Here is a 14101-nt window from a genome sequence, read left to right as displayed (position 1 = left end):
GGCGTCAGGCCTCGATCACCCGGTTGCGTCCCGCCACCTTGGCCGCGTACAGGGCCTTGTCGGCGCGGTTCACGGTCTCGACGATGGGCTCGTCGGGATGCCAGATGCTCAGGCCGGCCGAGAAGCTGACGTGCCCTGCGGCGCTATCGCAGGGCTTCAGTGCGGCCACGCGCGCGCGCATGCGCTCCAGCACGGCGCGTGCGTTGGCGGGCGTCGTGTTCGGCAGCATCAGCAGGAATTCCTCGCCGCCCCAGCGCGCCAGCGCGTCGCCTTCGCGCAGTTCGGCGCGCGTGGCCTGCGCGAAGTCGCGCAGCACGGTGTCGCCCGCCGCATGGCCGAAGCTGTCGTTGATCCGCTTGAAGAAGTCGATGTCGAGCACGGCGATGCAGGTCGGCCCGCGCGCGGCGTCGCGCCGGCGCTCTTCCTGCGCCAGCAGCTCGTTCATGTGGCGGCGGTTGGCCAGCTTGGTCAGCTCGTCGATGGTGGCCAGCGTGCGGATCGTGTCGAGCGCCGTCAGCAGCTCGTCCTTCTGGGTCTTCAGGCGTGCGCGCAGCTTGCTCATTTCGCCGGTCAGCAGGGTGACCGCAAGCGAGGCGACCGTCACGAACACGAAGTTCACGGCCTCGGCCTCAGGCGGAAAATGCAGCGGATCATGCGCTGCGTGCCACCACATCGTGGCGCCCATGACGGACAGGTTGAAGGCGGTCAGCATCAGGGTCTGGCGCGGACGCAGGGCGAAGACGCAGAACACGACGATGACCGGCAACCCCACCAGGGTCGCGCCGCGCAGCGGCCCGGCGATCGAATAGCCCCAGACGTGGCAGCTGATGCTGAAGATGCCCTGCAGGCCCGCCAGGATGGTCGGCGCGAGCCCGATGCGGGCGCCGATGCGCACCAGCGGGTAGAACACGGCCACGCCCGCGGTGACGTAGAGGCAGATGGCACGGGCCTGCGGCTGTCCCGCGAGCGCCGCGGGGCCGAACAACATGCCGATGACGATCGTGTACATGATGGCCGTGCCGGCCCAGTATTGCAGCATGCGGTGCAGCTTGCGGTCCGCGCCGAACAGCATGCGCGCGGTCTGGTGGCGGGTGATCATGCTCACGCCCTCGCCAATTGCGTGACGTCGCGCGGCTGGCGTTGCTGGGCCTGCAGCATCTCCGTGATGCGCTCGGCCGGCACCGGAGGGCTGAACAGATAGCCCTGCATCTCGTCGCAGTCGTTCGCCACCAGGAAGTCGCGCTGTTCGACCGTCTCCACGCCCTCGGCGATCACGCGCAGGTGCAGGCGGTGGCCCAGCGAGATCACGGCCAGGGCGATCGCCTGGTCGTCCGAGTTGGAGGCCAGGTCGCGCACGAATGACTTGTCGATCTTGAGCGTCGAGATCGGGAACGATTTCAACGCGGACAGGCTCGAATAGCCGGTGCCGAAATCGTCGATCGACAGCGTGACGCCCATCTCCTTCAGTTCGCGCATGCGTTCGATGGCCTGGTTCAGGTCGCGCATCAGCAGGCTTTCCGTCACTTCCAGGTCCAGCGCGCAGGGCGGCAGGCCGGTGTCGCGCAGGGCGCCGGCGATGCGTTCGACGAGGCGCTTTTCCTCGAACTGGCGGGCCGACACGTTCACCGACACCGTCAGCGGATCCAGCCCCGCCGCGCGCCACAACTGGGCCTGGCGGCATGCGGTGCGCACGACCCATTCGCCCAGGCCGACGATCAGGCCCGACTCCTCCGCGAGCCCGATGAAGCGCATCGGCGGCACGATGCCGTGTTCCGGATGGCGCCAGCGGATCAGCGCTTCCACGCCGAACAAACGGCCCGTGCGCAGGTCGACCTTCGGCTGGTACAGCAGGTGGAAGCGCCCCGCGGGGGCTTGCAACGCGGGCGCCTGGCCATCGGTGGCGTCGTGCGTGTCGTCCGCCAGCGTGGCGTCCAGCGCCCTGCGCATGTCTTCCAGCATCACGAGCTTTGCCTCGACGCTGGCATTCATCTCGCGCGTGTAGAACTGGAAGTTGTTGCTGCCCAGGTCCTTGGCGCGGTACATCGCGGCGTCGGCGTTCATCATGAGGGTCTTCGGATCCTCGCCGTCGCGCGGGTACACGACGACCCCCATGCTGCAGCTCACGCGCACCGCCTGGTCGCCGATCTGCACGGGTTCGGTCACGGCTTGCCGGATCTTTTCCAGCACGGGCGTGAGCGCGAGCGGACTTTCGCCGGCCTCCGGCAACAGGATCACGAACTCGTCGCCGCCCAGGCGGCCGAGGGTGTCCGTGCGGCGCAGGCAGGCCTGCATGCGGCCGCCCACGACCTTCAGCAATTCGTCGCCGGCATTGTGACCGAGGCCGTCGTTGACGAGCTTGAAACCGTCCAGGTCGACGAAGGCGAGGGCGAGATGGCCGCCGTTGCGCTGGGCGTTGCGCACGGCCTGGTCCAGGCGGTCGCGGATCAGGCTGCGGTTCGGGAGGCCGGTCAGCTCGTCGTGGTGGGCCATGTGGCGGATGCGTTCCTCGGCCAGCTTGCGCTCCGTGATGTCGCGCACCATCGCGACGGCGCCGCCTTCGACGGGCACGATCTGGCGCTGCAGCCAGCGCCCGGCCGTCGGACCAGCGGTCGCCTGCCACTCGGCCTCGATGACGCGCTGTTCGAGCACCACCTGCACGAGGTGTTCCCACATGCCGTTCGTGCGGTAAAACGGCAGCGCATCATCCAGCAGCTGGCCGCGCAGCGCCTCGCTGGCGATGCCGGTGAAGAGTTCGGAGCGGCTGTTGGAGTCCTCGACGAGGAAGTCGACGATGGTGCCGTTCATGTCCGTCACGCTGCGCAGCACGAAGAACGCGTCCGGGCTCGCTTCCGACGCGGCCGCATAAGTCTGCTGCGCCTGGCGCTCGCGCCGGCGCGCCTTCGCCACCTGCCACGACCACGCGCTGATCATCGCGACGACGGCGACGAGCAGCGAACTCGCGGCCGTCGCGCCGACGAGGTAGGTGCCGTAGTGCTGCTCGTACTGCGCCATCTGTTCGCTGTCGGCCAGGCCCACGACGGCCGTGAGCGGGAAGCCCGACAGGCGGCGCGCGCCCGCATAGCGCTCGATGCCGTCCGGTGCCGTCGGATGCGGGGCGACCGCTTCCTCCCCGATGCCGTCGAGCGCGATCGGCTGGCCCCACGACACCTTGTCGCCGATGCGCACGGCGCGCGCGACGCCGTCGCTGCCGACGAGCGCCAGCAGGCCCAGTTCGCCCCCGCGCGAGCGTTCGTACGAGCTGGTGAAATACGCCGGATCGACTTCGACGATGGCGACGCCGGCGAAGCGCCCGTGGCCGTCCTCGATGCGGCGCGTGAAGTGCAGGTGCGGCTCGGACCGGGCGGTGTCGCCGACGGTCTGGCTGACGAATACCCCGTGGCCGCCGCCGTTCGCGTGCACGGTGAAATACGGCGCGCGCGACACATCATGCGCCGGCATGGGGGGATTGCTGTCGACGATGGTGCCGTCGCGGTCCGCCACGCTGACCTGGAACACGAGGCCGGGCGGCAGCAGTTCCTCGGCGCGCAGCGTGGGCAGCGCGGCGTGGGGGCCGTTCAGTTCGACCGAATACTTGATCACCTTCAGCGTCTGGTCGATGGCGTTCAGGTTGCGCGCGACCTGCGCCTCGTACGTCTCGAGCTGCTCGCGCACGGCATCGCGCGCCGCGTCGACGGCCGCGCGCCGCTCCGTTTCGACGAAGTGGAAACAGGCGGCCCAGATGGCCACCAGCGGCAGCAGGGCGAACAGCGGCAGCGCGATGTGCGTCTCGAGGGCGCGCGCGAGCCAACGGGGACGGCGGCGGTCGGAGTCGGCGGACGGCGTCATCACTGCACCATGAGGACCGGGTGCACGCTCGCGTCGAGCGCGCTGCGTTCGATGTAGCCGATCGCTTCCGGATCGCCGGCCACCTTGCGCCGCACGGCCGCGCTGTCCGCCAGCTCCGAGGGCGGCTGGCCGCGGCCCGTGAAGACAATCTTCGACCAGTGCGCCTTCAGCAGCGCGGGCGTCTTGTTCGTCACGCGCGCATAGAATTCGTCGCGCGTCGGCGCGCCGAGGCGCAGGTCGAACGGCACCGCTTCCGTGCCGTCCGGGAAGCGCACGGATTGGCCGAGGAAGATCGCGGCCACCTGGTCGGCGCGCAAGGTGGCGACGGGATTGCGCGCGGAGACGATCACGACGAGATCGGCCGCCGTCGCCGGCGCGCCGGCCAGGATGCCGAACAGCAGGGACGTGCCCAGCAGGCGGGAATACTTGAGCGTCGCCATGCTAGTACACGAAGTCGAGTGCGACGCTGGCCACGTGGACCGGGTGGCCTGGCACGAAGCGCATCGTCGGGTTGATGAACGTGCCGCGCGAGCCTTCCTGCGGCGTCACGCGGTCGTATTGCAGCTTGAGGGCCATGTTCGTGCGCAGGTCCCAGCGCACGCCCGCCGCCTGCGACGTTTGTTGCGGGATCGTCCACAGCAGGGTGTTCAGGCCGGCGTTCAGCGCGGCCGCCGTCGGCGCCAGCGCCGGGGGCAGGGCGGCGACCGGCAGGCCGGAATCCGTCGTCGCGTTGGTGGCGCGCACGCGCGCATACGTCGCGTACGGCGTGAACGCCCGCCAGCGCCAGCCCGCGCTGACGTAGGCGCTGCGCGTCGAGCCCAGGAAGGAAGGGCTGACCGTGCGGCCCGCTTCGGCCATCACGAACCACGCGCCCGGGTCGTAGTTCACGCCGATATTCGCGAGCATCATGCGCTTGTGGTCCAGCGCGTAGCGCCGGGTCAGGTCCTGGCCGATTGGGCCGAAGGCGTCGAACGCGCGGAACAATTCGGCGCCGATGTCGCTGGAGATCTCGGCGCTGGCCACGTTGGCGCGCACGCTGAGCGCGCCCCAGTCGCTCGTGTTCGAGATGCCGATGCTGCGGCGACCGTACACGTGCAGCGGTTCGATCAGCGAAACGGAATTGTGGCCGTAGAACACCTGCGATGCATTGCGGACCCGCCCCACGCTCCAGCGCAGGGTAGCGTCGATGCCGTCGCTGCTCGTCACGGGCAACACGTTATAGCCTTCGACGGGCGGGCGCACCCACGGATACGCATAGCCGACCTTGCGGTAGTCGGCCGTCAGGAAGACGGGGAGCGCGATGCGGCCGACGCGCAGCGCCAGTTCGGGCGTCGCCTGGTACTTGATGTTGGCCCATTCGACGCGCGGCCGGTAAGTGTTGTCGAGGCCTTGTTCGCTGACCACCTGCAGCACGGCCGACCAGTGGCGCGCGAGCGTGGCGTCGAGTTGCACGCCGAGGCGGCTGTCGACGTCGGTGCTCCAGCGGCGCGTGGCGCCGGCACCGTTGGCCTTGAAGACGGACGACGTGTAATCGGCCTCGCGTTCGCCGGTGTGCACGACGCCCAGCGTGCCGAAGCCGGAAATGCGCCAGTCCGGCATGTCCTGGGCGCGGGCGGCGCTGGCGACGGCAAGTCCGGACAGCGAAAGAAACAGGAATTGGGCGAGGCGTTGTCGCTGCATGGGTCTCGTCGGGATCGGCCGACCGGCCGGAGTTCATTCAGCCTGCGCGGATGGCAGGCGCTGGGCGCAGGAAGCGCGGATCTCGACTGTAATCGGTGCGCATGCGGAAGTCGACAGCTTTTGGCCCGCGGCGGCTGATGTTCAATAACTTGTTGTGCTACGGCAACGAGGGATGATGGTCATTTCGGCCATCCATGGTGCATATTGCAATTTCCGTGGACCGCTCGGGAGCGATCACGCCCACAACCGTTCGCCGCCCAGGTCCAGCTGGGTGAGATAGAGGCGCACGTCGAATTCGAACTGGTGGTAGTCGGGCTCCATCCAGCAGCACAGTTTATAAAAGGCCTTGTCGTGGTCCTTTTCCTTCAGGTGCGCCAGTTCGTGCACGGCAATCATGCGCAGGAAGGCCGGCGGCGCGTCGCGGAACACGGTGCCGATGCGGATCTCGTGCTTGGCCTTCAAACGGCCGCCCTGCACGCGCGAGATCGCGGTGTGCAGGCCGAGGGCCTGCTGGACGATGCCGATCTTGCTGTCGTACGCCACTTTCGAAACGGGCTCGGCGTTGCGCAGGTATTCATCTTTCATATCCTGCACGTAGCCGTACAAGGCCTTGTCGGTGCGGACGTCGTGCGCGTCGGGATAGCGCTGGCGCAGGTGGTCGGCCAGGCGGTTGTCGGCGATCAGGCGCTCGACCTGGGACAGGATGTGCGCGGGATACGCGGCCAGGTATTTGAGGTGGGAAGCGGTGGACATAAGCGTGGAACTGTAGCACGTCCATGTTCCAGGCGCATCTTCCGGCAATGCGATGAGCAACCGCGCCCGGCACGGCGGCGCGGTCGGCGCTTGCGCGCTGTGGTGAGGGGAACCGCCCCAAAGTTCAAGACTCCTTGCTGCCCTGGCGGTTGCCCGCCTGAGTGCCCGCCTGGTTGCCCGATTTCGCGGCGGCGGCGGCGCGGTTGGCCGATTGCCGGCTTTCCCCGCCCTTGCGGCCGATGTCGGCCATGTGGGCGCGGTTGCGGCTGACCACTTCCCCGCCTTTCTGGCCCGCCCGGCGCGCTTCTTCTGAATCGAATTCGTGCGCCGTCCCCTTCTGGTGGGCGGCCTGGCCGCCCTTGCTGGCGATTTGACGCTGCTGGTTCTGGTCCATCGCAGCGAAACCGCGCTTGGCCGGCTGGCTTTTCTGCTCGTTGCCGCCGGCGTCGGCCGCGCTCTTGTGGCCGCCTTCCTTGCTTGTCGCCATATCGATCTCCTTGTGCCTGAACTATCAACGAGCGTTCATGGATGCGCTCGTGCGGTTAGAGAGGCAGGGGATCAAATGGTTCCGGCGGCGTGCGGTTGGTTCAATGTGCGTCGTCTGTGACCTTCAGCACCAGCTTCCCGAAGTTCTTCCCTTCGAACAGCATCGTGAGGGCGTCCGGGAAGTGATCGAGGCCTTCGACCACGTGCTCGCGGCTCTTGATCGCCCCTGCCCGCAGCCACGCGCCGAGCCGTTGTACGCCTTCCGGATAGCGCGCCGCATAGTCGAATACCACCATGCCTTCCATGCGCGCCCGGTTCACGAGCAGCGACAGGTAATTGGCCGGGCCGCGCACCGGCGTCGTGTTGTTGTACTGGGAGATCGCGCCGCAGATCACGATGCGCGCCTTCAGGTTGATGCGGGCCAGCACGGCGTCGAGGATGTCGCCGCCCACGTTGTCGAAATAGACGTCCACGCCCTGCGGGCAATGTTCCCCGAGTCCCGCCGGCACCGGCCCCGCCTTGTAGTCGATGCACGCGTCGAACCCGAGTTCCTCGACGACGTAGCGGCATTTGTCCGGCCCCCCGGCGATGCCGACGACGCGGCAACCCAGCTGCTTCGCCACCTGGCCGACGGTCGCACCGACGGCGCCCGCCGCCGCCGACACGACGACGGTTTCTCCCGCCTTCGGCTGGCCGATGTCCGTGAGGCCGAAGTAGGCGGTCATGCCGGGCATGCCCAGCACGTTCAGCCAGGCCGGCAGCGGGGCGAGGGCGGGATCGATCTTCATGGCCGCGGCCGCCTTCGCGTCGACGGGGCCCGTCCAGTACCGCTGCACGCCGAAGCTGCCGGTCAGGGTGTCGCCGACGGCCACATGCGGCGAGTTGGACGCCTCGACGAGGCCGATCCCGCCCGCGCGCATCACTTCGCCGATCGCGACGGGACGGATGTACGACTTGCCTTCGTTCATCCAGCCGCGCATGGCCGGATCGAGCGACAGGTACAGCACCTTCACGCGTACCTCGCCGTCCTGCAGCGGGGCGAGGGGTTCCTCGGTTTGTTGCCAGTCGGTGGGCCTGGGCATGCCGACGGGACGGGCGGCGAGGCGGAATTGCCGATTCGTTGTCATTTGCGTCTCCTGTTGAAACCGGGGTCAGAGCCCGGTTTTGGGCAATTTCTTTAAATCGGGCTCTGACCCCGGTTATGCGACAATGGCCGGGCTCAGTCAACCTCAACCATTCTGAAGTTTTTAGCAATGTATCCAGAATATATCCTGACCTTGTCCTGCCTGGACCACCGCGGCATCGTGCTGCGCGTCTCGGGTTTTCTGGCCGAACACGGCTGCAACATCATCGACTCGGCCCAGTTCGGCGATCCGGAATCGAAGCTGTTCTTCATGCGCATCCACTTCGCGCTGGAAGACGATGCCATCTCGGACGAATTGCTGCGCGCCGGTTTCGGCTCGCTGTGCGGGGACCTGGGCGCGGACGGCGCATTGCACGACGCCGGCGCCAAGCCGCGCGTGCTGATCATGGTGTCGAAGATCGGCCATTGCCTCAACGACCTGCTGTTCCGCTACCGCAGCGGCCTGCTGCCGGTGGAGATTCCGGCCATCGTGTCGAACCACATGGACTTCTACCAGCTCGCGGCCAGTTACAATATCCCGTTCCACCACTTGCCGCTCGAGGCGGGTGCCAGCGAATCGGCCAAGCTCGCCCAGGAGGCGCGCATCATCGACTTGCTGGATACCCACCGCATCGACCTGGTCGTGCTGGCGCGCTACATGCAGATCCTGTCGCCGGGGCTGTGCGATGCCTTGAAGGGCAGGGCGATCAATATCCACCACTCGTTCCTGCCCAGCTTCAAGGGCGCGCGTCCGTATGCGCAGGCGCATCGCCGCGGCGTCAAGCTGATCGGTGCGACGGCCCACTTCGTCACGGGCGACCTGGACGAAGGCCCGATCATCGAGCAGGACGTCGAGCGCGTCGACCACGCCATGAGCGTGGAGCAGTTGACGGCCATCGGCCGCGACGTCGAGAGCGTCGTGCTGGCCCGTGCGGTCAAGTGGTTCGTGGAACACCGTATCCTGCTGAATGGCGACAAGACTGTCGTGTTCAGCTGAACCATAGAAATAGGCACCTGAATGGCCCTGAAAGCAACGATTTACAAGGCAGACCTGAACATTGCGGACATGGACCGCAACTATTACCAGGAGCACGCGCTCACGATCGCGCGGCATCCTTCGGAAACCGACGAGCGCGTGATGATCCGCCTGCTCGCCTTCGCCTTGCACGCCGACCCGGCGCTCGCGTACGGCAAGGACCTGTTCGACGTCGAGGAGCCCGCCCTGTGGCTCAAGGACCTCACCGGTGCGATCGACCTCTGGATCGAGGTCGGCCAGCCCGACGAACGCCGCCTCATGAAGGCGGCCGGCCGTGCCGAACACGTGGTCGTGTACTGCTACAGCGCCACCAGCAACATCTGGTTCAAGGGCCTGGCCAGCAAGCTCGAACGTACCAAGAAAATTTCCATCATCAACATCCCGGCGGAAACGAGCGCCCAGCTGGAGCAGATGGCCCAGCGTTCGATGCAGCTGCAATGCACGATCCAGGACGGCCAGGTGTGGCTGACGGACGGCGAGCGCACCGTGCAGGTCGAGCGCGAAGTCCTGATGGCCGAGCGCTGATCGCACTGGACAAAATGTCACAGGGGCCGCGTGCGCCACACCGTGCATACGCGGCTATAATCGGAACATGTCGATTCTGCCGATTCGTTCGATGACAAAGCGCCTGCGTTTCGTGTGGCTGGCACTGTTCGCCGTGCTGCTGAACGCGCTCGCGCCGACGGTCTCGCATGCGCTGGCCGCCAGCCGGCCGACGATTCCGCTGGACGTCTGCAGCGTCGACGGCGGCGCCGCGTTCGCCGCCGCGGCCGCGCTGCTCGTGCAGGACGAGCATGCCGGCATGCGCGTCCTCGACGATTGCGGCTACTGCCTCGCCCATGCGGGCAGCCACGGTCTGCCGCCCCCCGTGCACGCGCCGCTCGCGCTCATGGACGGCGCGGAAGCCCGTCCCTTCCTGTTCCATCACGCACCCCGCCCGCTGGCCGTTTGGCTGGCGGCCGTGCCACGCGGTCCCCCTGTCTTTGCCTGACTCTAATTTCCCTTCGCTCCATTTTTTGTCAGGTAAAGTCATGTTCAAACCATTCCTCGTGCTGGCCGCGGCCAGCCTCGTTACGACCGCCGCGTTCGCCCAGGTGACCGTCGGCGACCCGTGGATCCGCGCCACCGTGCCGGCCCAGAAGACGGCCGGCGCCTTCATGCAGCTGCGTTCGCCCAAGGCCACGCGCCTCGTCGACGTGCAAAGCCCCGTCGCGGGCCGCGCCGAAGTCCACCAGATGGCCATGGAAGGCCAGACGATGCGCATGCAAAAGGTCGACGGCATCGACCTGCCGGCCAACCAGCCCGTCAACCTGTCCTCCGGCGGCTACCACGTCATGCTGTTCGACCTGAAGCAGCAGCTCAAGGAAGGCCAGCAGGTGCCGCTGACGTTGACCTTCGTCGGTTCCGACAAGAAGCGCGAGAACGTCACCGTGCAGGTGCCGGTCAAACCGCTGACTTACATCGCTGCTCACTGACGGAGGCCACATGAAAGCTCTCTGGATCGCTGCCTTGCTCGCGGCGCCGCTGGCGCACGCCCATATCACCGTCGCCCCGGCCACCGCCCCGGCCGGCGCCCATCAAACCCTCGTGTTCAAGGTCGGCCACGGCTGCGCCGGCAGCGCCACGACCGGCATCACGGTGCAGCTGCCGGAAGGCGTCACCGCGAAGCCGATGCCCAAGCCGGGCTGGACCATCACGCTGGCCCCGCGCGAGATCAACTGGCGCGGCGGCCCGCTGCCGGACGCGTACTACGACGAGTTCACGCTGCAGGCCAGGCTCCCCGAGGCGCCGGGCCGCCTGGTGTTCAAGGTCGGCCAGCAATGCGAGAAGGGCCGCGTGGACTGGGCCGACGTCGCCCCCGAATCGAAGACGCCCGCGCCGGTGCTGGAAGTGCTACCCGCCGCGATGCCGATGCACCATCACTGAGGTGCCCATGCGATTCCAACATCATCGCCTCGCGCTCGCCGCGCTGGCGTGCCTGACTGCGCACGTCCATGCGGACGACACGCACCTGGAAACCGTGGTCATCACCGGGGGCCGCCCGACGTCGCTGCCCGCGCAGATCCCGACGACGATCGAAGGCATCACGGGTGCCCAGGTCGAGGACCGGATCAACGCGGTCGACAGCGAAGACGCGCTGAAATACCTGCCCAGCCTGAACGTGCGCAAGCGCTACACGGGCGACTACGACCACGCCGTGCTCGCGAGCCGCGCCTCCGGCACGGGCAACAGCGCGCGCTCGCTCGTGTACGCGGACGGCATCCTGCTCTCCAACCTGCTCGGCAACGGCGCCACGTACACGCCGCGCTGGGGCCTCGTCACGCCGGAAGAGATCGAGCGCGTCGACGTGCTCTATGGCCCGTTCGCGGCCGCCTACCCGGGCAATTCGGTCGGTGCCGTCGTCGACTTCCAGACGCGCATGCCGACGAAGCGCGAAGCCCACGTCAAGCTGTCCGGCCATTCGCAGGGGTTCACGTTGTACCGCACGGATGACCGCTACGACGGCTGGCAGGGCAGCGCATCGCTGGGCGACCGCAGCGGCGCGTGGTCGTACTGGATCGACGTGTCGCGCCTGGACAGCGATGCGCAGCCCATCGGGTTCGCCAATAAACTGCTGTCGGCCGGCGTGCCGGGCGGTGGCGGCATCCCGGTGACGGGCGCCGTCGCCGGGCGCAATCCGTCGAACAGGGACTGGTGGCTGATTGGCGCGACGAGCCAGACGCACACCGTGCAGGACCACGCGAAATTCAAGCTCGCGTGGGACATCACGCCGCAGCTGCGCGCCAGCTACACGTTCGGCTGGTGGCGCAACGAGGCGAAGCGCGTGGCCGATTCGTATCTGCGCGACGCGGCCGGCAACCCCGTCACCACGGCGACGCGGGTGAACATCGACGGCCGCGCGTACGACATCCGCGCCTCCGATTTCGCACCCAGCCGCGGCACGCTGGAACACGCGATGCACGGGCTGTCGCTGAAGAAGCACAGCCGCGACACGTTCGACTGGGAGATCGCCGCCAGCGTGTACGACTATGCGCGCGACCTCGTGCGCACGCCGACCGTGCTGGTGCCGGACGCCGACACGAACGGCGCGGGCCAGGTCACGGACATGCACGGCAGCGGCTGGAACACGCTGGCGCTGAAAGGCATCTGGCGGCCGGAGGACCACACGGTCGAATTCGGCCTGCAGTCGGACCACGCGAAACTGCGCACGCGCGTGTTCGGCAGCGCGGGCGACTGGCTGCACGCGGGCGACGGCCGCCAGGTCTCCGTCTTCAACGGGAACACGTGGCTGGAAAGCCTGTATGCGCAGGACAACTGGCGCATCGGCGACGCGTGGCGTGCGACGGTGGGTGCCCGCTTCGAACGGTGGCGCGCCTATGGCGGCGAGTTGTCGAACGCCGTGCTGGCGGCGCCGCTGGGCTTTCCGTCGCGCAGCGAGACGGCATGGTCGCCGAAGGCCGCGCTGTCGTGGCGCGCCAGTCCCGACTGGACCTTGAAGGCCTCGACGGGCCGTGCCGTGCGCTATCCGACGGCGGCCGAGCTGTTCCAGGGTTCCATCGTCGACAATGCCATCGTCAACAGCAATCCGAACCTCAAGGCCGAGAAGTCGTGGACGAGCGAGCTGTCGGCCGAGACGCTGAACGACAAGGGTTCGCTGCGCGTCACGCTGTTCCGCGAAACGACGCGCGACGCACTGTATTCGCAGCCGCTGCTGGTGTCTGCCGGCACGACCGTGAACACGGTGCAGAACGTGGGCCGCATCCGGACGAACGGCCTGGAGGTATCGGCGCAGGCGGACGACGTCGGGGTAAAAGGGGTCGACCTGACGGGGAGCCTCACGTTTGCCGACTCCATCATCACGGAGAACGCGGGCTTCCCGGGAAGCGTGGGCAAGTGGCAGCCCCGCGTGCCGCGCTGGCGCGCGACGATGCTGGCGACGTGGAAGGCGAACGACCACTGGACCGCGACCTTGGGAGGTCGCTACAGCGGCCGCCAGTACGGGACGCTGGACAACAGCGACCCGAACGGCGATGCGTACATGGGGGTGTCGGACTATCTCGTGTTCGATGCGCGGGTGCGCTACCGGTTCGACCGCCACTGGAGCGCGGCGGTCGGGGTGGACAACCTCAACGACCGTACCTACTGGGCGTTTCACCCGTACACGCAGCGGACCGTGATAGGCGAAATACGTTGGGATCTGTAATTGGTGCGCCGACACGGGGTGTGTTCAGCACATGGCCGTAGGGTGGGCACCCCGTGCCCACGCGAACGTCAGCGGGGAGAGGCGCCCAGGCGTTTCACATTGCCCGAGCCGACCACCGAGCGGGTGACCTGCGGATCGCCATAGTAATTGACGTCGCCGGAACCGGCCACGGTCAGGCTCAGGCTGTCGCGCACCCACAAGGTCGCGTCGCCGGAGCCGGCCACGGTGACGCTGGCGTTCTCGGTGCGCACATGGCCCATGTCGACGGTGCCCGAACCGCCGATCGAGATCGACGTGCTGCGCGCCGTGCCGTCCAGTGCCTGCAGGTTGCCGCTGCCGCCCAGGGCGACGTTGATGGATTCGCCTTCCAGCTTGCGGACCTTGATGGAGCCGGAGCCGCCCACGTCGAAGCGCACGCGGCTGCCGCGTACGACGTCCGCATCGATATTGCCGGAGCCGCCCAGCGCGAGGCGGTCGATGTCGCGCGCCTGCACGACGACTTTCAGGTTGCGGGTGCGCAGGTTCGTGTTGCGCTTGGCGCGGATCTTCAGGGTGCCGTCCTCGACGACGGTTTCGATCAGCGGCAGCAGGTTGTCGTCCGCCTCGACCGTCACGCCTTCGCGGCCGCTGCCGCTCCTGATCTCGACGTTGCCCGGCAGGGACATCGCGAGACCGCTGAAGTGGGCGACTTCGCGTGCCTGGCTTTGCACGCGGCCGCTGCCCTGCACCTGTTCGCTCCTGCTCCAGGGCCAATCGCCCGCTTCGGCCTGCGGCGCGAGGGCGATGCAGGCAAGGGCGCAGGCGGCGAGGAGGAAACGGCGGGTGGTATGGTGGGTCATGGTGGTCTCCCTGATGTGCATGGTGTCGATGTGCACATCGTATGCGGGAGCCTGCGGGCGGGGTACCGGTTTGCGACAAAACGCATGAAAACCGGACCGGAATGCACGCAGGCGGGGTGAAACGCGCAATAAAT

Annotated in this window: 14 protein-coding genes; 6 read left to right on the top strand and 8 right to left on the bottom strand. The window is 67.6% G+C overall.

Annotated elements, in window-relative coordinates:
• Nucleotides 1–4: 4 nt before the first annotated feature.
• The 7 genes from ACL58G_RS26305 to ACL58G_RS26275 all read right to left on the bottom strand — a co-directional run bounded on the left by ACL58G_RS26305 (nt 5) and on the right by ACL58G_RS26275 (nt 7892).
• Nucleotides 5–1099: a GGDEF domain-containing protein gene (locus tag ACL58G_RS26305; RefSeq protein WP_413343307.1), complete on the bottom strand. Its 1095-nt coding sequence runs from the start codon at nt 1097–1099 to the stop codon at nt 5–7.
• Between the two features lie 2 nt (nt 1100–1101).
• Entirely contained in the window at nt 1102–3846 is a 2745-nt protein-coding gene (locus ACL58G_RS26300; protein WP_440963683.1) for a bifunctional diguanylate cyclase/phosphodiesterase, read from the bottom strand.
• Nucleotides 3846–4286 (bottom strand): phosphate ABC transporter substrate-binding protein, encoded by a 441-nt coding sequence (locus tag ACL58G_RS26295; RefSeq protein ID WP_413343305.1) that lies wholly within the window; start codon nt 4284–4286, stop codon nt 3846–3848. The genes ACL58G_RS26300 and ACL58G_RS26295 overlap by 1 nt, the downstream gene beginning before the upstream one ends.
• Nucleotide 4287: 1 nt before the next feature.
• Nucleotides 4288–5526: a porin gene (locus ACL58G_RS26290; RefSeq protein ID WP_413387563.1), complete on the bottom strand. Its 1239-nt coding sequence runs from the start codon at nt 5524–5526 to the stop codon at nt 4288–4290.
• A gap of 234 nt (nt 5527–5760) precedes the next feature.
• Nucleotides 5761–6279, bottom strand: coding sequence for a M48 metallopeptidase family protein (locus ACL58G_RS26285; RefSeq protein WP_440963682.1), 519 nt, complete (start codon nt 6277–6279; stop codon nt 5761–5763).
• A 124-nt stretch (nt 6280–6403) separates the two neighbouring features.
• Nucleotides 6404–6766, bottom strand: coding sequence for a KGG domain-containing protein (locus ACL58G_RS26280; RefSeq protein ID WP_056127576.1), 363 nt, complete (start codon nt 6764–6766; stop codon nt 6404–6406).
• 100 nt (nt 6767–6866) lie between these two features.
• On the bottom strand, nt 6867–7892 hold the full coding sequence (locus ACL58G_RS26275; protein WP_440963681.1) for an NADP-dependent oxidoreductase: 1026 nt from the start codon (nt 7890–7892) through the stop codon (nt 6867–6869).
• Between the two features lie 126 nt (nt 7893–8018).
• Between ACL58G_RS26275 and purU the strand changes: the two genes are divergently transcribed.
• The 6 genes from purU to ACL58G_RS26245 all read left to right on the top strand — a co-directional run bounded on the left by purU (nt 8019) and on the right by ACL58G_RS26245 (nt 13128).
• Entirely contained in the window at nt 8019–8885 is an 867-nt protein-coding gene (purU, locus tag ACL58G_RS26270; RefSeq protein ID WP_056127582.1) for a formyltetrahydrofolate deformylase, read from the top strand.
• A gap of 21 nt (nt 8886–8906) precedes the next feature.
• Nucleotides 8907–9449, top strand: coding sequence for a YaeQ family protein (locus ACL58G_RS26265; protein ID WP_371766214.1), 543 nt, complete (start codon nt 8907–8909; stop codon nt 9447–9449).
• Between the two features lie 91 nt (nt 9450–9540).
• Entirely contained in the window at nt 9541–9915 is a 375-nt protein-coding gene (locus ACL58G_RS26260) for a DUF2946 domain-containing protein (RefSeq protein WP_413387566.1), read from the top strand.
• Between the two features lie 40 nt (nt 9916–9955).
• Entirely contained in the window at nt 9956–10399 is a 444-nt protein-coding gene (locus ACL58G_RS26255) for a copper chaperone PCu(A)C (protein WP_440963680.1), read from the top strand.
• Nucleotides 10400–10409: 10 nt separating this feature from the next.
• Nucleotides 10410–10850, top strand: a complete 441-nt coding sequence (locus ACL58G_RS26250; RefSeq protein ID WP_440963679.1) for a YcnI family copper-binding membrane protein — start codon at nt 10410–10412, stop codon at nt 10848–10850.
• 7 nt (nt 10851–10857) lie between these two features.
• A complete protein-coding gene (locus ACL58G_RS26245) occupies nt 10858–13128 on the top strand; it encodes a TonB-dependent receptor (protein WP_440963678.1) in 2271 nt (756 codons plus the stop codon).
• A 68-nt stretch (nt 13129–13196) separates the two neighbouring features.
• On the opposite strand, the gene ACL58G_RS26240 is transcribed toward ACL58G_RS26245, so the two are convergent.
• Nucleotides 13197–13967 carry a head GIN domain-containing protein gene (locus ACL58G_RS26240; protein ID WP_440963677.1) on the bottom strand — a complete coding sequence of 257 codons (771 nt, stop codon included), beginning with the start codon at nt 13965–13967 and terminating at the stop codon, nt 13197–13199.
• Nucleotides 13968–14101 lie beyond the last annotated feature (134 nt).

This window comes from Massilia sp. GER05, from assembly GCF_052056005.1.
GTDB classification, from domain to species: domain Bacteria; phylum Pseudomonadota; class Gammaproteobacteria; order Burkholderiales; family Burkholderiaceae_D; genus Telluria; species Telluria orientalis.
The sequence above is the reverse complement of the archived record's forward strand: the minus strand, read 5'-3'. Positions and strand labels throughout refer to the sequence as shown.